The sequence below is a fragment of the Brevundimonas sp. genome, from assembly GCF_046295775.1.
In the GTDB taxonomy this organism is placed as follows: Bacteria; Pseudomonadota; Alphaproteobacteria; order Caulobacterales; family Caulobacteraceae; genus Brevundimonas.
The window spans coordinates 124,901-145,867 of record NZ_JBKBML010000005.1 but is presented as its reverse complement, the minus strand read 5'-3'; the positions used below and the strand labels follow the sequence as shown (position 1 = coordinate 145,867).

Annotated in this window: 17 protein-coding genes; 14 read left to right on the top strand and 3 right to left on the bottom strand. The window is 67.3% G+C overall.

Annotated elements, in window-relative coordinates; all coding sequences use genetic code 11:
* The first annotated feature begins 27 nt into the window (after window positions 1-27).
* A complete protein-coding gene (locus ACK4I0_RS05275; RefSeq protein ID WP_409608704.1) occupies window positions 28-1,167 on the top strand; it encodes an efflux RND transporter periplasmic adaptor subunit in 1,140 nt (379 codons plus the stop codon).
* Window positions 1,164-4,385 carry an efflux RND transporter permease subunit gene (locus ACK4I0_RS05270; protein ID WP_409608702.1) on the top strand — a complete coding sequence of 1,074 codons (3,222 nt, stop codon included), beginning with the start codon at window positions 1,164-1,166 and terminating at the stop codon, window positions 4,383-4,385. The genes ACK4I0_RS05275 and ACK4I0_RS05270 overlap by 4 nt, the downstream gene beginning before the upstream one ends.
* Window positions 4,386-4,640: 255 nt before the next feature.
* On the opposite strand, the gene ACK4I0_RS05265 is transcribed toward ACK4I0_RS05270, so the two are convergent.
* Entirely contained in the window at window positions 4,641-7,232 is a 2,592-nt protein-coding gene (locus tag ACK4I0_RS05265; RefSeq protein WP_409608700.1) for a TonB-dependent receptor, read from the bottom strand.
* Between the two features lie 214 nt (window positions 7,233-7,446).
* Complete coding sequence (nhaA, locus tag ACK4I0_RS05260; RefSeq protein ID WP_409608698.1) at window positions 7,447-8,679, bottom strand: Na+/H+ antiporter NhaA; 1,233 nt, start codon at window positions 8,677-8,679, stop codon at window positions 7,447-7,449.
* Window positions 8,680-8,871: 192 nt separating this feature from the next.
* Here nhaA and ACK4I0_RS05255 point away from each other — a divergent pair, with 192 nt between their 5' ends.
* Together ACK4I0_RS05255 and ACK4I0_RS05250 are read left to right on the top strand one after the other, a co-directional pair.
* Window positions 8,872-10,332 carry a protein adenylyltransferase SelO gene (locus tag ACK4I0_RS05255; protein WP_409608696.1) on the top strand — a complete coding sequence of 487 codons (1,461 nt, stop codon included), beginning with the start codon at window positions 8,872-8,874 and terminating at the stop codon, window positions 10,330-10,332.
* Between the two features lie 114 nt (window positions 10,333-10,446).
* Window positions 10,447-10,875, top strand: a complete 429-nt coding sequence (locus ACK4I0_RS05250) for a DoxX family protein (RefSeq protein WP_409608694.1) — start codon at window positions 10,447-10,449, stop codon at window positions 10,873-10,875.
* Here the strand turns inward: ACK4I0_RS05250 and ACK4I0_RS05245 are convergent.
* A complete protein-coding gene (locus ACK4I0_RS05245; protein ID WP_409608692.1) occupies window positions 10,820-11,029 on the bottom strand; it encodes a DUF2256 domain-containing protein in 210 nt (69 codons plus the stop codon). The two genes, ACK4I0_RS05250 and ACK4I0_RS05245, sit on opposite strands and share 56 nt — an antisense overlap.
* 48 nt (window positions 11,030-11,077) lie before the next feature.
* Between ACK4I0_RS05245 and ACK4I0_RS05240 the strand changes: the two genes are divergently transcribed.
* The 10 genes from ACK4I0_RS05240 (at window position 11,078) to ACK4I0_RS05195 (ending at window position 20,896) form a co-directional block, all read left to right on the top strand.
* Window positions 11,078-11,563: a MerR family transcriptional regulator gene (locus tag ACK4I0_RS05240; RefSeq protein ID WP_409608690.1), complete on the top strand. Its 486-nt coding sequence runs from the start codon at window positions 11,078-11,080 to the stop codon at window positions 11,561-11,563.
* A gap of 3 nt (window positions 11,564-11,566) precedes the next feature.
* Complete coding sequence (locus ACK4I0_RS05235; protein WP_409608688.1) at window positions 11,567-13,348, top strand: acyl-CoA dehydrogenase C-terminal domain-containing protein; 1,782 nt, start codon at window positions 11,567-11,569, stop codon at window positions 13,346-13,348.
* A gap of 163 nt (window positions 13,349-13,511) precedes the next feature.
* Window positions 13,512-14,675 (top strand): acyl-CoA dehydrogenase family protein, encoded by a 1,164-nt coding sequence (locus ACK4I0_RS05230; protein ID WP_409608686.1) that lies wholly within the window; start codon window positions 13,512-13,514, stop codon window positions 14,673-14,675.
* A gap of 20 nt (window positions 14,676-14,695) precedes the next feature.
* Window positions 14,696-15,415, top strand: a complete 720-nt coding sequence (locus ACK4I0_RS05225; protein WP_409608684.1) for a 16S rRNA (uracil(1498)-N(3))-methyltransferase — start codon at window positions 14,696-14,698, stop codon at window positions 15,413-15,415.
* A 106-nt stretch (window positions 15,416-15,521) separates the two neighbouring features.
* Window positions 15,522-15,959, top strand: coding sequence for a DUF2231 domain-containing protein (locus ACK4I0_RS05220; RefSeq protein ID WP_409608682.1), 438 nt, complete (start codon window positions 15,522-15,524; stop codon window positions 15,957-15,959).
* Entirely contained in the window at window positions 15,959-17,287 is a 1,329-nt protein-coding gene (locus ACK4I0_RS05215) for a PQQ-dependent sugar dehydrogenase (RefSeq protein ID WP_409608680.1), read from the top strand. The genes ACK4I0_RS05220 and ACK4I0_RS05215 overlap by 1 nt, the downstream gene beginning before the upstream one ends.
* A 57-nt stretch (window positions 17,288-17,344) precedes the next feature.
* Window positions 17,345-17,797: a potassium channel family protein gene (locus ACK4I0_RS05210; protein ID WP_409608678.1), complete on the top strand. Its 453-nt coding sequence runs from the start codon at window positions 17,345-17,347 to the stop codon at window positions 17,795-17,797.
* A gap of 64 nt (window positions 17,798-17,861) precedes the next feature.
* Window positions 17,862-19,217, top strand: a complete 1,356-nt coding sequence (locus ACK4I0_RS05205) for a glutamate--cysteine ligase (RefSeq protein ID WP_409608676.1) — start codon at window positions 17,862-17,864, stop codon at window positions 19,215-19,217.
* Window positions 19,218-19,283: 66 nt separating this feature from the next.
* Window positions 19,284-19,844 (top strand): hypothetical protein, encoded by a 561-nt coding sequence (locus ACK4I0_RS05200; protein WP_409608674.1) that lies wholly within the window; start codon window positions 19,284-19,286, stop codon window positions 19,842-19,844.
* Window positions 19,841-20,896 (top strand): OmpA family protein, encoded by a 1,056-nt coding sequence (locus ACK4I0_RS05195; RefSeq protein ID WP_409608672.1) that lies wholly within the window; start codon window positions 19,841-19,843, stop codon window positions 20,894-20,896. Before ACK4I0_RS05200 ends, ACK4I0_RS05195 begins: the two co-directional genes overlap by 4 nt.
* Window positions 20,897-20,967 lie beyond the last annotated feature (71 nt).

Below are 20,967 nucleotides of genomic sequence, written 5' to 3'. Positions count from 1 at the left end.
CAGCTTGTTCACGACAGGGGATACGGCGTGACGGTGCGAAACGGACTTCTGATCCTGGCGCTCGGCGCTGCGCTCGCGGCCTGCAGCGCGGGCGGCAACGACGCCGAGGCGGAAAAGGCCCAGGCCGGCGCCCCGGCCTCGGTGACGGCGGTGACCGTGGTCGAAATGGCCCTGCCGCGCGTCATCTCCGCCTCGGGCAGCGTGTCCGCCTGGGAGGAAGTGCCGGTTGGCGCCGAGACCGGCGGGCTGACGGCCGTGTCCGTGCTGGCCGACGAAGGCAGCTATGTCCGTCAGGACCAACCGCTGGTGCAGATGAACGACGCCCTGCTGCGCGCCCAGCTGGCCCAGCAGCAAGCCCAGGTGCAGACCGCCGAAGCCAACGCCTCGCGCGATGATGCGGCCCTGGCGCGGGCTCAGGAGCTCAAGGAGCGCGGCTTCCTGTCCCAGGCGGCTCTGGACACGGCCCTGGCCAACCAACGCTCGTCCCAGGCGGGACTGGCGGCGGCCCGTGCGTCCCTGTCCGAAACCCGCACCCGCCTGTCGCAGGCCACCATCCGCGCGCCCGTCGCCGGCCTGGTCATTCGCCGCAGCGTGACGCGCGGCCAGATTATCCAGCCGGGCGCCGAACTGTTCCGCATCGTGCGCGACGGGCGTCTGGAGCTGGACGCTCAAATCCCGGAATCCGACCTCTATCTGGTCCGCGCCGGCATGGGCGCGACCGTGGCCTCGGATCAGGCCGGGCAGACCCCCGGCCGCGTGCGCATCGTCACCTCCGAGGTCGACCCCCAAACCCGGCTGGGCATTGCGCGCATCGCCCTGACCTCGCCCGGCGCGCTGCGCCCCGGGATGTTCGCGCGCGCCAGCATCGACGCTGGCGCCCAACCCGCCCTGGTCGCGCCGGTCGAGGCCGTGGTCTTCCGCGAAGGCAAGCCCGGCGTCTATGTCATCGCCGCCGACAACACGGCCCGCTTCACGCCCGTGACCACGGGTTCACGCCAGGAGGGGCTGGTGGCCCTGACCGGCGGCGTCCAGGCCGGACAGCGGATCGTGGTGCGCGGCGCGGGCTTCCTGGGCGACGGTGATCCGGTGCGGGTCCAAGCCCCGGCCGCCGCCGCGGCTCAAGCGCCAGCCGCCCCTGCTCCCGCCGCCGGGACCGCCGCGCGATGAACTTCAACAACATCTCGTCCTGGTCGATCCGGAATCCCATTCCGATCGTCCTGATGTTCATCGTGCTGACGATCGCGGGCATCGGCAGCTACTTCAACCTGCGGACCAATCAGTTCCCCGACGTGGACCTGCCGGTGGTGGCCGTCTCGGTGGTTCAGTCCGGCGCGTCGCCCACCGAGATGGAGACCCAGGTCACCCGCCTGATCGAGGACTCCGTCGCGGGCCTGGGCCAGGTCCGCAACATCACCTCGACCGTCAACGAGAGCGTCTCGACCACTTCCATCGAGTTCCGCCTGGGCGTCGACCTGGAGAAGGCGACCAACGACGTGCGTAACGCCGTCGCTGGCATCCGCCAGACCCTGCCCGCCGACGTGCAGGAACCGATCGTCCAGCGCATCGAGTTCACCGCCATCCCCTTCGCCAACTATGTGGTGCGGGCGCCGGGCATGACGCCCGAGGAGCTGAGCTGGTTCGTCGACAACACCTTAGCCAAGCGACTGCTGTCGGTTCAGGGCGTCAGCCAGGTCAGCCGCGACGGCGGCGTCAGCCGCGAGATCCGCATCAAGCTGGACCCGTCGCGGCTCGAGGCTTTCGGCGTCACCGCAGCCCAGGTGTCGAACCAGCTGCGCGCCTCCAACATCAACCTGCCAGGCGGCCGCGGCGAGATCGGCGCTCAGGAGCAGGCCATCCGCACCGTCGGCTCGGCGCAGTCCATCGAGCAGCTGCGCGAAACCCTGATCCCCGTCGCCGGCCGCACCGTGCGCCTGGGCGATCTGGGCGAGATCACCGACGAATGGTCCGAACCGCGCGGCCGCGCCCGTCTGAACGGCCAGGAGGTCGTCGGCTTCGGCATCTCGCGCGCCATCGGCTCGTCCGAGGTCGACGTCTATGACGCCACCAAGGCCTCGCTGGAGGCCCTGGACGCCGAACTTCCCGACGTGACCATCGAAGAGGTCGCCAACACCACAGTCGACGTCGTGAACAACTTCCACGCCTCGGTCGAGGCGCTGGTGCTGGGCGCGCTATTGGCCGTTGCCGTTGTTTTCATCTTCCTGAGGGACTGGCGCGCCACCTTCATCGCGGCGGTCGCCATGCCGCTGAGCCTGATCCCGACCTTCTGGGTGATGGACATCACCGGCCAGTCACTGAACGTGGTCTCGCTGCTGGCCCTGTCGCTGACCATCGGCATCCTGGTCGATGACGCCATCGTCGAGATCGAGAACATCGTCCGGCACATACGCGACGGCAAGGCGCCCTACCCCGCCGCCATCGAGGCCGCCGACGAAATCGGCTTGGCGGTCATGGCCACCACGGCGACCCTGGTGGCGGTGTTCGCCCCGACCGGCTTCATGCCCGGCATCGTCGGCCAGTTCTTCCGCACCTTCGCCATCGCCACCTGCACCAGCGTGGTCTTCTCGCTGCTGGTCGCGCGCACGCTGACGCCGCTGATGGGCGCCTACCTGCTCAAGCGCGATCAGGGCAAGGAGCACGGCGAGCCCTTCTGGATGCCCGCCTATCTGCGCGCCGTGCACTGGGTTCTGAGCGATTCCGCGCCGGCCGAGGTGCGACGCGCCCGCGCCGAGCGCAAGGGCGGCTGGGTCAAGCGCAAGGTGGTCTTCCACCTGTTCGACCACCGCGTCTGGGTGCTGATGATGGGCACCCTGTTCTTCGTCTTCTCGATCTTCCTGGCGACCCGCCTGCCCGGCGACTTCATCCCGGTGGAAGACCAGGCGCGCTCGTCCATGACGGTGCAGCTGCCGCCCGGCGCGACCCTGGCCGAGACCGACGCCGTGGTTCAGGAGATCACCACCCGTCTGCTGGCGCGCGAGGAAGTGCGCTCGGTCTACACCTCGGTCGGCTCCGCCACGGTCAGCTTCGGCCCCGGCGGCGGCGGATCGGGCGAAGTGCGCAAGGCCAATCTGACCGTCAATCTCACGCAGAAGGGCAATCTGCTGCACCCCGGCGGCCGCGCCCTGAGCCAACAGGAGTTCGAGCGCGAGATGGGACAGGCCCTGGCCGACATCCCCGGCGCGCGGATTCAGTTCGGCGTCCAGGGCGGCGGCTCGGGCCTGCTGACCATCGCCCTGGTCAGCGACGATCCCGAGGCGCTGGAGCCGGCGGCGGCACGCGTTGAACGCGAGATGCGCGGCATGCCGGGCCTGGCCAATGTCATCTCAAGCTCGTCGCTGGTCAGGCCCGAGATCCTGATCACGCCAAAGGCCGACGTGGCCGCGCTCCAGGGCGTCTCGGCCCAGGATATCAGCCAGGTCGCACGCGTCGCCACCCTGGGCGACGCCGATCAGCTGCTGCCCAAGTTCAACCTGGGCGACCGGCAGGTGCCGATCCGTGTCATGCTGCGCGAGGACGCCCGGTCGGACCTGGCGATCATCCAGAACCTGAAGGTGCCGACCGCATCGGGCGCCGTCGTGCCCCTCAACGCCGTGGCCGACATCGACTTCGGCGCCGGCCCCAACCAGATCGAGCGTCGCAACCGGCTGCGGGTGTCCAACATCACCGCCGAGCTGGTGGGCACGACCATCGGTCAGGCCACCCAGGATATCAATCAGCTGCCGTCCATGCGGGATCTGCCGGCCGGCGTATCGCAACAGCCCTCGGGCGACGCCGAGAGCTTCCAGGAGCTGGGCCAGGGCTTCGCCTTCGCCATCATCACCGGCATTCTGCTGATGTATGTGGTGCTGGTCCTGCTGTTCAAAAGCTTCTTCCACCCCATCACCATCCTGGCGGCGCTTCCGGTGTCGTTCGGCGGCGCCTTCCTGGCCCTGCTGATCACGGGCAAGTCCATGTCCATGCCGGCGCTGATCGGCATCATCATGCTGACCGGGATTGCGGCGAAGAACTCGATCCTGCTGGTGGACTACGCCATCATGGCCATGGAGAAGGGCATGAACCGGCACGAGGCGATGGTCGACGCCGCCCACAAGCGCGCCCGACCCATCATCATGACCACCATGGCCATGGGCCTGGGCATGTTCCCCATCGCCCTAGCCTTCTTCCCCGGCACCGAGTTCCGCAGCCCCATGGCCATCGCCGTGATCGGCGGCCTGATCACTTCGACCGCCCTGTCGCTGCTGTTCGTGCCGGTGGTGTTCAGCCTGATCGACGGGGTCAAGACTCGCCTCGAGCGCCGCCTGGCCCGCATCTTCCACGCCCAGCGCGGCCACGAAGACGAGGCGACGCCCGAGCGGCCGGTGGAGTAGTTGCTGCGCCGGACGCCCTGGCGCGTTCGGAGAGCGACGGGCATCCGGCCCGTTTCAAAGTGCGCAAACGCCTAGCCGGTCTTCGCCTCGGCAGAGGCACGACGGCCGAGGCGAAGACCGGCTGGCCGCAGCGGCTGTGTGACCCGTCGCCCGCGCTCGTCAGTCTGTCGCCGTTGAGATGGGCGTAGTCAGCGCCAAAACAAAACCGGCCGGGGTCGCCCCCGGCCGGTTCTTCGTTTCAGGCTCTGCCCGCGATCAGTAGCGCAGGCGCAGCGTCACGCCGTAGGTCCGGGGCTGACCCAGGTAGGCGTCGTAGGTCTGGGTATCCAGCGCCGGGTTGTAGAAGGTGCCGTTCGGCTGAACGGTCGTCTGGAACGCATTGCCTTGCAGCGGCGCGTTGTAGGCGACCTGGACGTACTTCTCGTCCGTGATGTTCTGACCCCACAGATCGATGGTCCAGCGCTCATCCTCGGCGCCGAACGAGATGCGTCCGTTCACCAAGGTCATGGCGTCTTGCATCTTCCAGGGGAGCAGGTCCGAGCCGGTGTTGTATTCGGTCGAATATTTGGCCGACAGGCTGGCCCCGGCGCGCAGGCCGTTGCCGACCGAACGCTCGAAGTTGATCTGCCCAGTAGCCGACCACTTGGGAGCGAACGCGGCGCGAGCGCCCGGCAGCAGCGACAGCTGCGGGAAGTTGCCGGGGTTGGTCAGGTCGTTGGCGGTGAAGTCGCCGTATTTGGTGTCGGTGTAGGTGACGCCGCCGCCAAGGCTCAGGCCCTCGATCGGGGTGAACCACAGGAAGTCGGCATCCACGCCGCGCGTTTTCAGCTCTGGGATGGATTCCACCACGAAGGCGGTGCCCAAAAAGGTGTTGAGCTGGAAGTCGTTGAACGTCTGATCGAAGACCGTGGCGTTCAGCAGGACCGTGCGGTTCGCCAGGGTGGTCTTCACGCCCAGTTCGAAGCTGTCCACCATTTCGGAGGGGAACAGCAGCGAGGGGACCGGGGTGATGCCGTTCTGCACGCGATCGAGGTTGTAGCCGAAGCTCTTGTAGCCGCGCGCATACGAGGCGTAGGTCATCACGCTGTCGTTGAAGCGGTAGGCGCCCTTGATCGTGCCCGACAGTTCGCCGTTCGATTCTTCCTCGCTGATCGACCGGTTGGCGTACAGCGGATTGGCCCAGGGCAGACAGAAGTTGCCGATGATGGTCGGGGCGTTGGCTGCACCCAGCGCGCCGCCGATGGCCGCTTGGTTGGCGATCGCCGCGGCGCAGGTGCCGCCGTTGCCGTTCAGATTGGTCTGAAGCGCGTCCAGCGACTTGCTGTCGTAGGTGTAGCGCAGGCCCAGGGTGACATCGAACTGGTCCGTCACGCGCCAGGTGTTGTTGGTGAACAGGGCGATCGAGTCCGAACGCTGCTCATAGTTGTCCGCCACGCCTTGGCCGACGATGAAGCCCGGACCAGTGGCCCCGACGCCTGCGACCAAGCATGCGCCCAGGCCTGCAGCGGTCTGACCAGGCGCGGTGAAGCAAGGAATGCGGCCCGGATTGATCGGAATGGCGGGGTTGGCAGCGTTCAGGCGTGCGGTAAGCAGGAAGGACAGGAACGGCGTGTAGTCGGCGCCGAAGAAGTAGCTGTCGCCGCGATCGATGTCCTCGCGCGTGGCGAACAGGCCCACAAGCCAGTCCAGACGATCGGTCTGGCCAGCCAGGCGGAATTCCTGCGTGTAGTTCTTGACGTTGAAACCGTACTGACCGTCCTGATTGCGATACAGGATGTCGGCGCCGGTGTAGTCGATGTCCATGCCGATGTCGGCGGACCAGTCGCGGACCGAGGTCAGCGAGGTGAGCGTCATGTTACGCTCGGGCATGTCGAAGTTGACTTCCAGCGACAGGCCCTTGTCCTCGACCTCCTGGCCGGTGCCGCGGTTGGCGAAGGCCTGGCGCGAGAACGGCAGGGCGCCGAAGCCGGTGACCGGCGGACGCTGGCCCGTGCCGTTCGACAGTCCATCCACGAACGGGTAGGTCGGGCCGGTGCGGATCTGGACGCCGGTGCAGCAGTATTCGTCACGCTTGGTGTAATCGCCGATCAGACGCACCGAGGTGTTGTCGTTCGGCAGCCACAGCAGTTGGCCACGCGTGGTGAACATGTCCTGGTTCTGATCGTCGGTGTTGGTGCGCGGACCATCGCCGGTATCGACCGTGTAGAAGCCGTCACGCACCCGACGCGCGGCGAACAGGCGCATGGCCAGGGTCTCGGTGATCGGGCCAGTGACCGAGCCGGCCGCGCCCAGGGCGTCATAGTTTCCGGCCGTGAGCTCCAGCGAATAACCCGGCGTGAACGACGGGGCCTCGGTGATGATGTTGATGACGCCGGCCGAGGTGTTCTTGCCGAACAGGGTGCCTTGCGGCCCTTTCAGCACTTCGATGCGCTGCAGCTCGCCGAGGTCGCCGAAGCCCACGCCGTTGCGCGAGCGATAGACGCCGTCGATGACCACGCCGACCGAGCTCTCCAGACCAGGGTTGTCGCCAACGGTGCCGACGCCGCGAATACGGGCGGTGGTCGAGGTTTCCGACTGGGTCGAGGTGACCGTCATGCCCGGCGTCAGGATCTGAAGATCCTTGATGTCGCGCACGCCGGCGTTGTCCAGCGTCTGCTGGTTCAGGGACGTCACCACGATCGGCACGTCCTGCAGGTTCTGTTCGCGCTTCTGGGCGGTGACGATGATGTCGTCGACTGTGGTCGGCGCGTCCTGCGACTGCGCCGAGGCGACCCCTGCAAAGCCGAAGGCGACGGCGCCGACGACGGCGGCCGAGGCGGTGTGGCGAAGAATTGTGGTGCGACGCATAGGCGGTCCCCGACTCCTGAAGCCGGCGCAGCGAGGATCGCGGCGGCGCGGCGTTTCCTGATCCCAGCTCCCCGCTCTTGAGGGCGGGGATACTCAAGCCTTGGCGTAATCCAGACGCGAGTCAGCGACAAGAAGTCGCCCGATCACGGCTGCGTTTCCGCCGTTCGATCCGCCAAACTGTGACCCTAAAGCGACAAAAAACCGTTACGCTGCGTCAATATTTTCCGGAAATCGGCTCGATATTGGGGTCTTTCGCCGCGTCGTCGATCGGATCGCGCCTGCGACTCGCCATGGACAGCACGATCACCGCCGTGACAATCGACAGCAGCGATCCGCCCAGCACGCCCAGCTTGACCTCGACCTGCTCAGGTGAGTCGATCGCGCCGGGGAAGGCGAGCACGCCGATGAACAGGCTCATGGTGAAGCCGATGCCGCACAGCAGGCTGACGCCATAGACCTGCAGCCAGGTCGACCCCGAAGGCCGTGCGCCGATCTTGAGCGTCGAGGCCAGCCAGGCGGCGCCGAAGACGCCGATCTGCTTGCCCACGAACAGACCCAGGGCGATGGCGATGACCAGGGGTGCAAGCGCCGCCTCCAGAGATAGACCAGCAAACGACACCCCCGCCTTGGCGAACGCGAACAGCGGCAGGACCAGGAAGGCGACATAGGGGTGCAGGTCGTGCATCGCCTCCTTGAGCGGACTCTGGCCGTCCTCGCGACGCGGCTTGACCGGCACGATGGCGGCGAACGCCACAGCGGTCAGCGAGGTCGACAGGCCGGCCTGCACCGTGAAGTACCAGACCGCCGCAAAGCCCAGCACCCAGAAGGGCGCCGGCACCTTGCCGATCCGGCCCAAGACGGCGCCGCCGATCAGCAGGCCGCCCGCGATCAGCAGCGGCGTCACCGCCACGCCTTCGCTGAACAGGATGGCGATCAGGGCGATCGCGCCCAGGTCGTCGACAATGGCGAGCGTCAGGAGGAAAATGCGCAGCGACGGCGGCAGACCGCGACCGGCCAGGGCGAACACCGCCAGGGCGAAAGCGATGTCTGTGGCCAGCGGGATCGGCCATCCCCCGGCCGGTCCGCCCAGCAGCCCCGAGATCGCCAGATAGACTGCGGCCGGCCCGATCATGCCGCCTGCCGCCGCGATCACGGGCATGGCCAGCTTTCGCGGATCGCTCAGCTCGCCGCGAAGAATTTCGTATTTGATCTCAAGACCCACGACCAGGAAGAAGACCGCCATCAGGCCTTCCTTGATCCAGTCGGAGATATTCTGCTCGATCACGATCGGACCCAGCTGGGCCACGTGATAGCTCTTGAGCCAGGCGAAATAGTCACCGGCCAGCGGCGAGTTCGCCACCACCAGAGCGGCCACGGCCGCCAGGGCCAGCACCATGCCGGAGGCGGCCTCGGTCTTGAGGAAGTCGAGTGTCAGTTTGCGCGCCACGGCGGCCTCCGAAAGTCAGGATGCAGGACGTGACGCCCGGTTATCGACGGACGTCGGACCGGATTCGCCCGTTTCCGGGCGCCGGCCTGACCCGCACTGACGCTCGGGCCTGATCTCTGCGGTGCAAAATACTCAAGACCGATCACGGTTCAACCGCTTGCGCACAAAGCTTCGCACCCGCATGTGGCCGGGATGCCCGTTTCCCCCGCCTACCGCCCCGATCCGCGCTTCTTCGACCTGGGGCCGGACTACGCCGATGCGGTGAAGGCGGCGGAGTTTCCCAAACACATCCTGCGTCATCGCAACGACCGCGCCGCCGCCGAGGTCGGGCTCGAGACCCTGAGCGACGCCGAATGGATCGCCCACCTCGGCCGGTTCGAGCCCCTGCCCGGCCAGCCCGGCCCGATCGCCATGCGCTATCACGGCCACCAGTTCCGCACCTACAACCCCGACCTGGGCGACGGCCGCGGCTTCCTCGCAGCCCAGATGCGACAGGTCGATGCCAGCGTTGATCGGCCTCAAGCAACGAGCGCCCGCGGCGCCAGTGATAGGCTCAGACTAATGGATCTCGGCACCAAGGGCTCGGGCACGACGCCGTGGTCACGCATGGGCGACGGCCGGCTGACGCTGAAGGGCGGGGTGCGCGAGGTGCTGGCCGCCGCCATGCTGGAGGCGCAGGGCGTGCCCACCAGCCGCGCGCTCAGCCTGGTCGAGACGGGCGAGGCGCTGGAGCGTGGCGATGAACCCTCCCCCACCCGTTCGGCCGTTCTGGTGCGCCTGTCGCACAGCCATGTACGGTTCGGGACGTTTCAGCGGGCCGCCTATCATCAACGCGCCGACCAGATCGAAACCCTGGTCGAGCACGTCCGCGCCCTCTACCACCCGCAGGTCCAGCCCGGCGACGCGCCCGGCCTTCTGGCCGCCATCGTCGAGGCTTCGGCCCGTCTGACCGCCCGCTGGATCGCCGCCGGCTTCGTGCATGGCGTGCTGAACACCGACAATCTCAATGTGACGGGCGAGAGCTTCGACTACGGCCCGTGGCGCTTCCTGCCCCACTATGAGCCGGGCTTCACCGCCGCCTATTTCGACCAGTTCGGCCTCTACGCCTTCGCGCGCCAGCCCGAGGCCGTGTTCTGGAATCTGACGCAGCTGGCCGGTTGCCTGAAACTGGTCGCCGACGCCGGGCCTTTGACCGATGCGCTGAACGGCTTTGGCCCCGCCTACATCCGCCACCTGCGCACCGCCTTCCTGGACCGGTTGGGCGTCAAGTCGCTGGGCGAGGCGGCGGATCAGCGCCTGGTCGACACGACACTCGCCCTGCTGCGCGACAAGGGCGAGGCGGTACGGTGGGAGCCGCTGTTCTTCGACTGGTTCGGCGGCTTCTCGTCTTCGGCTCGTGCGCTTTCCGGGCCGCGCGGCAAGGTCTGGCAGGGTGAGGCCTTTGACGCCTTCCGCTTCGCCCTGTTCGAGCACGAACCCGAGTGCCCTGAGCGGCTGGAAAACCCCGTTTTCGCCCGTCCCGACCCAGAGGAGATGCTGATCGATGAGGTCGAGGCCATCTGGGCGGCGATCGACGCGGATGACGACTGGTCGATCTTCAAATCCAAGCTTGCGCGTATAGAGGCGGCGCGGACGGGTTACGGGCTGGGCTGACCCCTCGCCGCCGCATTCCGATCACAATCGGTTACAGTCAAGCTGGGAGCCTTGCGGCGCCGTATTTGGACGCTAAGTCAACAGCCGCTGACTTCCTTCCGCCGATCGATCGACATGACCCCTTCATCCTCCGCCGCCCGCCCGCTCACGCCCGCTCAACTGCGCCTGTGCGCCAACTACAAGAACCTGGCGCTCTGGACCTTCCAGGGGTGGCTGGCGATGTTCTTCCTGGCGGCCGGCTACGCCAAGATGACGGAGTCGATGACCAATCTGGTCACGCTGATGCACTGGCCCGCCGAAGTCGGAGAGACCGTCGTGCGGATGCTGGGCGGGGTCGAGGTCGGCCTGGCGATCGGCCTGCTGGCGCCGCTGATCTCGTGGCGTCTGGGCCGCCCGGTGCTGCTGATCGCGGCGGCGGGCCTGCTGGGGCTGACGGTCTTCATGCTGGGCCTGCACGCCCTGCGGATGGATTGGGGACTGGCGGCGGTCAATCTGATCCTGGCCGGCCTGACGGCGGCGGTGCTGTGGGGCCGTCGCGCCTGAGGGCGGCCCGGCACCGGTCCGAACACACCTTCACCGCCTCCCAGTCGCGCGCCCACTTGCGCCGCCAGACGAACGGCCGGCCGCACGCCTGACAGAGCTTGGACGGCAGATCGCCCTTGGCGGTCCCCTGTCCGTTGACGTGCTTGCGAGCCATGGCGCGTGAAAGCTTCCCTTTACGTGCGCGTCAAGTTATGACGGACGCATGGCGACCGCCGACGATCATCGCACCTACTCCATCCGCCAGCTGTGCCGCGAGTTCGGGGCCACGGCGCGGGCGCTGCGCTTCTATGAGGACAAGGGGCTTCTGACCCCCGCCCGCAAGGGCCAGACGCGGGTCTATGACGCGCGAGACCGGGCGCGGCTGAAGCTGATCCTGCGCGGCCGGCGCATCGGCTTCTCCCTGCAGGAGATCCAGGAGATGCTGGATCTCTACGACCACGACAATCACAACACCCATCAGATGGCGGTCGCCCTGCGTCGTCATCGCGCCCAGATCGCCGCCCTCAAGCAGCAGCGCGAAGACCTGGACGCCGCCATCGAAACCGCCGAGGAGGCTTGCGCCGTGATGGAGCGCAAGCTGGGCGAGCACCGCCCCGACCTGCTGCCCGGCGCCGACGAATACGCCATTCTGCTGCACGAGCGGCTGAACAGCGACACCCCCTTCCAGCCCTTCAAAGCGAGAGCCTGAGCCATGGCCTACAAGTCGCCCGTCCGGGACCTGACCTTCATCCTGAACGACGTGCTGGAGGTCGAGCGCTACGCCAACCACCTGGAGGGCGCCGATCTGTCGCGCGACCTGATCGACCAGGTGCTGGAGGAAGGCGGCAAGTTCGCCGACGAGGTCATCGCTCCGATCAACCGCACCGGCGACCAGGAAGGCTGCAAGATCGACGGCGACGTCGTCACCACGCCCAAGGGCTGGAAAGAGGCTTATCATCAGATGGTCGAGGCGGGCTGGACCAGCCTGGCCTTCGATCCGAAATACGGCGGCCAGGGCCTGCCGGCCATCGTCTCCATGGCGGTCGGCCAGTTCACCGCGGGCGCCTCGGCGGCGTTTTCGATGTACCCCGGCCTGACGGCCGGCGCCTTCCACGGCATTGAGGCCTCGGCGTCCGACGAGATCAAGGACAAGTACCTGCCCAAGATGGCGACCGGCGAATGGACCGGCACCATGAACCTGACCGAACCCCAGTGCGGCACCGACCTGGGCATGGTGCGCACCAAGGCTGTGCCGAACGGCGACGGCAGCTATTCGATCACCGGCCAGAAGATCTGGATTTCGGCCGGCGAGCACGACTTCGCCGACAACATCATTCACACCGTGCTGGCCCGCGTCGAAGGCGCCGTTCCGGGCATCAAGGGCCTGTCGCTGTTCGTGGTGCCGAAGTTCCTGGTCAACGAGGACGGTTCGATCGGCGAGCGCAACGGCGTCCAGTGCGCCGGGCTCGAGCACAAGATGGGCATCCACGGCAACGCCACCTGCGTCATGGCCTACGAGGGCGCCAAGGGCTGGCTGATCGGCGAGGAAGGTCGGGGCATGAACAACATGTTCGTGGTCATGAACGAGGCCCGCCTGGGCACCGGCCTGCAGGGCCTGGCCATCGGCGACGCCGCCTATCAGGCCGCAGTCGAGTTCGCCAATGACCGCCTGCAGGGCCGCGCCCTGACCGGTCCGAAGAACCCGGAAGGTCCGGCCGACCCGATCATGGTCCACCCTGACGTGCGCCGCATGCTGCTGGAGGCCAAGGCCTTCGTCGAAGGCGGCCGCGCCTTCATACTGTGGACCGCGCTGCAGGCCGATCTGCAGAAGTCCTCTGACGAGGCCACCGCTGCGAAGGCCCAGGACTACATGGGTCTGATCACCCCGGTGCTGAAGGCCTATCTGACCGACAAGGGCTTCCACGCCGCGTCGCTGGCGATGCAGGTGCACGGCGGCTCGGGCTACACCGAACACTTCCCGGCCTCGCAGTATCTGCGCGATGCGCGCATCACCATGATCTACGAAGGCACCAACGGCATCCAGGCGCTGGACCTGGTGGGGCGCAAGCTGCCGGCCAAGGGCGGCCGGGCCATCATGAGCTGGTTTGCCGACATCGGCGCCTTTGTGTCCGAGAACGGCGGAAACGAAACCACCCAGCCCTTCGTCGACGGCCTGGCCGACGCCAAGAAGAAGCTGCAGGAGGCCACCATGTGGCTGATGCAGAACGGAATGCAGAACCCCGACAACGCCGGCGCCGCCTCCACCGACTACCTCAACATCTTCGGCCTGACCGGCCTGGCCTATCTGTGGGCCCAGATGGCCGTGACGGCGCAAAAGGCCGTCGACGGCGGCTCGACCGATCCCTTCTACAGCGCCAAGCTGCAGACCGGCCGCTACTTCGTCGAGCGCATCCTGCCCGACGCCGAGGCCCACCTGAAGAAGCTGAAGACCGGGGCCGACGTGCTGATGCAGATGCCGGCGGAAGCGTTCTGAAACCTCCCTCTCCCGGTGGGAGAGGGCTTGAGCCTCCGATCGCCGCAGGCGATCGGCTCAGGCGAAAGGGTGAGGGTCGGCGCTTCATAGCCCGCCCGCCGCCCCCCATCCGACCCGCTTCGCGGGCCACCTTCTCCCAACGGGAGAAGGACAGGAGATCAGTATGAACGTCCTCAACACCCCCGACCCCGACTTCATGCAGGAAGAAGAGATCACCCTCTTCTCCGACTCCGTCGCCAAATGGATCGACGAGCACGCGCCGCTGGAGAAGGTCCAACAGTGGATCGCCGACTCCTCCGTCCCCCGCCAGCTTTGGAACGACGCGGGCGAGGCGGGCCTTTTGGGCCTGTCCCAGCCGGAGGAAGACGGCGGCTTCGGCGGCGACTATCGCCACGAGGTCGTACTGATGCGTCAGCTGGGCTGGAAAGGCGCGGACCACTTCGGCATCTCGCTGCACAATGCGATCGTGATGCCCTACATCTGGCACTATGGCACCGAGGAGCAGAAGCAGCGCTGGCTGCCGCGCCTGCAGTCGGGCGAACTGGTCGGCGCAATCGCCATGACCGAGCCGGGCGCGGGCTCGGACCTGCAAGGGGTCAAGACCACCGCCATCAAGACCGGCAACCAGTATGTGGTGAATGGGTCGAAGACCTTCATCACCAACGGCCAGCTGGCCAACTTCATCATCGTGGTGGCCAAGACCGACCCGGCCGAAGGCGCTAAGGGCACTTCGCTGATCGTGGTCGAGACCGATGGGGCCGAAGGGTTTGAGCGCGGCCGCAACCTGCACAAGATCGGCATGGAGGCCAACGACACCTCCGAGCTGTTCTTTAATGACGTGAAGGTCCCCGGCGAGAACATCATCGGGGGGACCGAGGGTCAGGGCTTCATCCAGCTGATGCAGCAACTGCCCCAGGAGCGCCTGAACATCGCCGTTCAGGGCGTCGCCGCCGCCGAGCGCGGCCTTGAGCAGACCCTGGCCTATGTCAAGGAGCGCAAGGCCTTCGGCAAGCGCGTCCTCGACTTCCAGAACACCCAGTTCAAGCTGGCCGAGGTCAAGACCAAGCTGACCGTGGCCAAGGTCTTCGTCGACCATTGCATCGGCCTGCACCTCAAGGGTCAGCTCGACGCCGTCACCGCCTCGATGGCCAAATACTGGGTCACCGACATCCAGGGCGAGACCATCGACGAGATGCTGCAGCTGCACGGCGGCTACGGCTACATGAACGAGTATCCGATCGCCCAGCTCTACAAGGACGCCCGCGTCCAGCGCATCTACGGCGGCACCAACGAGATCATGAAGCTGCTGATCGCGCGCTCGCTTTAGGTCCGCTACCATTACGACCGATGATCCGCCTTCACGTCCCTCAGCCCCTGTCGCCGGGCGCCGCGCTGGCGCCGACGCTCGATCAGTCGCGCTATCTGACCCAGGTCATGCGCCTGAAGGCTGGCGACGACCTGCTGGTCTTCAACGGCAAGGACGGCGAATGGCGCGCCTCGGTGGCCGAGGTCCTCAAGAAGGGCGTCATCCTGCGCGCCGAGGAACAGGCGCGACCGCAGACGTTCGGTCCTGACCTCGACCTGATCGTCGCCGTCGTGAAAAAGGCCCGCGTCGAGACCATCGTCGAAAAGGCGGCCGAGCTGGGCGCGCGCCGCGTGCGCCTTGTCGTCACCCAGCGCACCAACGCCGACCGTCTGCGGCTGGACCGGCTGGACGCCATCGCCGAGGAGGCCGCCGAACAGACCGGGCGTCTGGACGTGCCCGAAATCCACGAACCGGTGAAGCTGGACGCGCTGCTGTCCGCCTGGGAACCCGGCCGCCGGTTGATGTTCTGCGACGAGACCGGCGGCGCGCCGGCTATCCGCGCCCTGCCGGACGCGCCCCGTGAACCCTGGTCCATCCTCATCGGTCCCGAAGGCGGCTTCTCGCCTGAAGAAGGCGAGCGCCTGCGCGCCCTGCCCTACGCCACCGCCATCTCGCTGGGTCCGCGCATCCTGCGGGCCGACACCGCCGCCATCGCCGCCATGACTTTGTGGCAGGCCTCCGCCGGCGACTGGGCGCGCTGATCCGCCAACTGCGACGCTGACGCACGCCGATCAATGAAACCGAACCGGGCCTTGGGGATTGGTCCAGGGTCGCCGGGCTGGCGAGGTTTCAGGGGAGGCGTGCGCAATGCCGACGCGAGGATATTACAGATCAGCGGGGCTGACGCCCTTGCACGGGCTTTTGCTGGCCTTTCCCGTGGCGCTGTTCACCGGCACGGTCGCCACCGACATCACCTATCTGAACACCGGTGAGATGCAGTGGACGAACTTCTCGGCCTGGCTGAACGCCGCCGGTCTGGTGTTCGGCGGACTGGTCATTCTGTGGGCCATCGTCGACGCATTTCTGGCGCGCCGTCGCGGGGGCCTGACCGGAGCTCTGGTCTATCTCGGCGTGGTCGTCGCCATGTTGATCGTCGGTCTGATCAACGCCTTCCAGCACAGCGGCGACGCCTGGAGCTCGGTGGGCACGCTAGGCCTGGTCCTGTCGATCATCACCGCCCTGCTCGCTCTTGTCGCCGGCTGGATGCTCTATGCCCGCCCGGCCGTTCGTTCGGAGGTGCTGTGATGAAGCGTCTGATCACCGTCGCCTCGCTGGCCGCCCTGCTTTCCGCCTGCGGAGTCCAGAGCGACCCCAATCTGACCGAAACCGGCGCCCAGCCCCAGTTGCCGAGCGTCAGCCAAGGCCTGCTGCCGGCCATGAAGATTTCGCTGCCCGCCGCCTGGGACGGTGAGATGCCGACGGCGCCGGCAGGCTTCACGGTCACCGCCATCGCCAGCGACCTTTTGATCCCGCGCCAGATGCTGATGCTGCCCAACGGAGATCTTCTAGTCGCCGAAGGCCGCGGCGGCGGCGCGCCGGCGCTTCGGCCCAAGGACGTCATCGCCGGCTTCATCAAGAAGCAGGGCAACACTCAGGTGGACAGCGGTGACCGCATCACCCTGTTGCGCGACGCCGACGGCGACGGCCAGTTCGAGAGCCGATCGGTCCTGATCGACGATCTGAACGCGCCCTACGGCCTGGCCTTCGTGGACGGCAATCTCTACGTCGCCGCCCAGGACGCCGTGCTGCGCTTCCCCTATCAGGAAGGCCAGACCCAGATCACGGCGCCGGGCGAAGAGCTGACCAAGCTGCCGTCGCAGCTGAACCACCATTGGACCAAGGCGATGACGGCCAGCGCCGACGGCCGGTTCCTGTATGTCGGCATCGGGTCCAACTCCAACGTCGGCGAACGCGGCATGGCCGTGGAGGAAGAACGCGCCGTCGTGTGGGAGATCGACCGCCAGACCGGCGCTCGGCGCACCATCGCCACCGGCATCCGCAACCCGACCGCGCTCGCCATCGAGCCGACGACCAGCCAGCTGTGGTCGGTCGTCAACGAACGCGACGAACTGGGCCCGCAGTTGGTGCCGGACTATCTGACGGCGGTTCAGGACGGCGGCTTCTACGGTTGGCCCTACAGCTATTGGGGCAAGAACCCTGATCCGCATATCGCACCGCAGAAGCAGAAGCCCGAACTCGTCGAGCGCGCGCTGACGCCGGACTACGCCCTGGGCAATCACGTCGCGGCGCTGGGGCTGCACTTTGCGGTGGACGGTGGTTTCGGCGGCCAGTTCAGCCAGGGCGCCTTCATCGGCGAGCACGGCAGCTGGAATCGGCAGGATCCGTCGGGCTTCAAGGTCGCCTTCGTGGCTTTCCAGAACGGCCGTCCGGTCGGGCAACCGATCGATTTCCTGACCGGCTTCTGGAAGGACGGCAACGCGCGCGGCCGGCCGGTCGGCGTCCTGTTCGATCCGCGCAGCCGTGCGCTGTTCGTGGCCGACGACCTTTCCAACACCATCTGGCGGGTTGCGCCTAACGCAGCCGCGCCCGCTCCAGCCCAGCCACAGCCTTGATCGGTTCGCCGGCCGCTCCCGATTGCGGCGCGGCCGGCGGCGGCGCAGTGTCTCGCCATGGGTCTAGAGCTTCTGATCGCCACCGTCATGGTGCTCGCCACCGTCAGCGTGCACGGGGCCGGTCTGCTGGTGCTCGCCCGGCTGCTGGCGCATCGCGAACGGAGACGGAGCGAGCAGCGCATAAATCCCCTCAGCTTCGAAGGCGCCCTGACCGCCAGCGCCCTGGCTCTGGGCCTCATGGCTCTGCACGCTGTCGAAATCTGGCTGTACGCCGCGGTCTTCATGATGGTGGGCGCCATCGCGGAGCTGCGCGACGCGGTCTATTTCTCGACCATCAGCTACGCCACCATCGGCTACACCGATACGGCGGTCGATCCGGACTGGCGGCTGTTCGGCGCGATCGAGGGGGTCAACGGCACGCTTTTGATGGGGTGGTCGGTCGCCTTCTTCGTCACGGTCATGACCCGCTTCCTGCCCACACCGCACCCGCGCCGGCACGATCCCACTTGAGCGGCGCCGCATTCCCGCCCATCTAGCCGCCACGGGATCCCGCCGGGATCGACAGGACCGCCCCATGACCGCGCCGCTTACCCGCTCCGACCTGATCGGCGCTCTGTCCAAGGGGATCAAGCCCAAGGACCAGTGGCGCATCGGCGCCGAGCACGAGAAGTTCGGCTTCGACCGCTCGACCCTGCGCCGCCCGGCCTATGAGGGCGAGAACGGCATCCGCGCCATGCTGGACGGCCTGACCCGTTTCGGCTGGACGCCCGTCGAGGAGGCCGGCCACGTCATCGCCCTGGAGCGGCCCAACGCCGAGGGCTATTCGGCCTCGATCAGCCTGGAGCCTGGCGGTCAGTTCGAACTGTCCGGCGCGCCGCTGAGGGACATTCACGACATCTGCAACGAGACCGGCCAGCATCTGATGGAGGTCAAGCAGGTGGCCGATCAGCTGGGCCTGGGCTTCCTGGGCGCCGGCTTCGACCCGATGTGGCGGCGCGAGGACATCCCCGTCATGCCCAAGGGCCGCTATGACATCATGCGCGCCTACATGCCCAAGGTCGGGTCGCTGGGCCTGGACATGATGCTGCGCACCTGCACCATCCAGGCCAACCTCGACTTCGACAGCGAGGCCGACATGGTGGCCAAGTTCCGCACCTCGCTGGCGCTGCAGCCGATCGCCACCGCCCTGTTCGCCTGCTCGCCCTTCACCGAGGGCCGGCCCAACGGCTTCCTGTCGGCGCGCGCCAACGTCTGGACCGACACCGACCCCGACCGCACCGGCATGATCGACTTCGTCTTCCAGGACGGCTTCGGCTTCGAGCGCTACGTCGACTATGCGCTGGACACGCCCATGTATTTCGCCAAGCGAGAGGGCCGCTACGTCGACGCCTCGGGCCAGTCGTTCCGCGACTTCATGGACGGCCGCCTGCCGGCCCTGCCTGGCGACCGCCCAACCAAGAAGGACTGGGAGGACCACCTCACCACCCTGTTCCCCGAGGTGCGGCTGAAATCCTATCTGGAGATGCGCGGCGCCGACGGTGGTCCGTGGAGCCGAATCTGCGCGCTTCCCGCCCTGTGGGCCGGCGTGCTGTACGACGCGCCCTCGCTCGCCGCGGCCTGGGACCTCTGCAAAAACTGGGACATCGCCGATCACGAACGCCTGCGCCGCGACGTGACCCGCCTGGGCCTGAAGGCCGAGGTCGCCGGCCGTTCGGTGCGAGACATCGCCGTCGACATGGTCGCCATCGCCCGCCAGGGCCTGAAGAATCGCGCGCGCTTCTCGGGCGGCATGGTCGACGAGCGCGGCTATCTGTCGGAATTGGAAGACATCGCCGATTCCGGCGTCACGCCCGCCGAGCGTCTGCTGGACCTTTATCACGGTGACTGGGGCGGCGACGTGGAGCGGATGTACCGCGACTTCGCCTACTGAAGATTGAACGGGATCGCCGGTCCGGCGTTCGAAAGCGATCAACCGTCACGGTTCCGCGAGGTCCAGATGCTCAAGGCTCGTCCGTTCGCCCTTTTGTCCGTCGCCTCATTGGCGCTCGCCGCCTGCGGCCAGGATCCCGCCCCCGCCGAAACCACCGCAGCACCGACCAACGCGCCCGGCGTCGCGACCCCCGCGACGCCCGCGGCCAACACCGCAAACCTCTGGAACGGCGGCCAATCCTCGTCGCTGGACATTCAGGTGGCTCACCCGAACGGCGTCGTGCTGCAACTGACCTCGCTGCAGTCCCGGCCGACGGAGACGGTCGTCGGCGTACGCGTGATCAACGGGCGCGACCGCGAAGTCCAGCTGAACCGCTTCAACAACAATCGCGACGGCTACATCGTCGTCGACAGCGGCGAGCGCATCTATCTGTCGCCGCCCGCCAATAATGCACGCCTCGCCATCCAGGCCGGCCAGACGCTGGAGGGCGAACTGGTGTTCCTGGGGCGGCTGCCCGCGGGCCAGAGCGCGATTCTCGTGCTGAACGAGAACGCCCAGACCGACAATCAGCACACCAACCAGCCCGGCTTCCGCATCGACCTGCCGCTACAGGCGACAGGCCAATGATCCGCCTCGCCCCTCTGACAGCCGCAGGCGCCCTGGCCCTTGCGGCCTGCGGCAGTGGCGGCGGCGCTAGCGATGGCGCCCCGCAGGACATCCAGATCGCTCATCCCGGCGGGGTGGTGCTCCAAATTCAGTCGGTGGCTGCCGGCGGAGAGGCGACCTTGGTGAGGGCTCGCGTGATGAACGGCCGCACACGCGACATTCAGCTAAACGGCGGACGAGAGAACACCTATCTGCTGACCGACGCTGGCGAAAAGCTGTTTCTGGCCGCGCCGCCCGCCAACAACGCCCTGGAGGTTCCGGCCGGCCGCACCATAGACGCCGCCCTGCTGTTTTCGGGCGCCCTGCCGCGCGGAGAACGCGCCACTCTGGTCGTGAACCAGCATTCCGGCGCGGACAACGTCTACACCAGCGCCCCCCGCTTCGAGACGGTGCTGTCGCTGGACGGCGCGCGGGGTGCGCGCGGCCTGCCCGACACCAGCGGCCTGTCGGGAATGCGGCCCAATACAGCCTCTCGGCTTGCGCCCGCGACAGGCGGCGGCTCACAGCTGGGAGCCGGCGGTCAGGCGTCCAGCAACCTTCAGGTCGTGGAGGCGCTCAAGACCGAACTCGGCGCAGTTCAGACGGACCGCGGCTCGGTCGTCTCCCTGCCGTCGGACGTGACCTTCGATTTCGACCAGTCGACCATTCGGGCCGAGGGCCGCGGCGCGCTCGACACTTTGGCGCGCCTGATTCAGGCGGATGGGGGCACGGGGACGATCACTATCGAGGGCCACACGGACTCGCGCGGTGATGACGCCTACAATCTGCGTTTGTCGCGCGCTCGCGCCGACGCGGTGAAGGCTTATCTGGTCGAACAAGGCGCGCCCGAGGGCCGCTTGCGCACCATCGGTCTGGGCGAACAGCGCCCGGTGGCCCCGAACGCCGCCGCCGATGGCTCGGACGACGAAGCCGGCCGCCAGCGCAACCGCCGCGTCGAAGTCGTGCTGCCTACCGCCGCGCCGGCGACGCAAGACGCGCCCGGCGCGACATCCAGCCTGACGCCTGCGAACTAACGTCGCAGATCGGCGGTGAAAATCGGACCTTAACGGTCGCGCGGTATCGGCTTGGGTTCCTCCGAGGATCC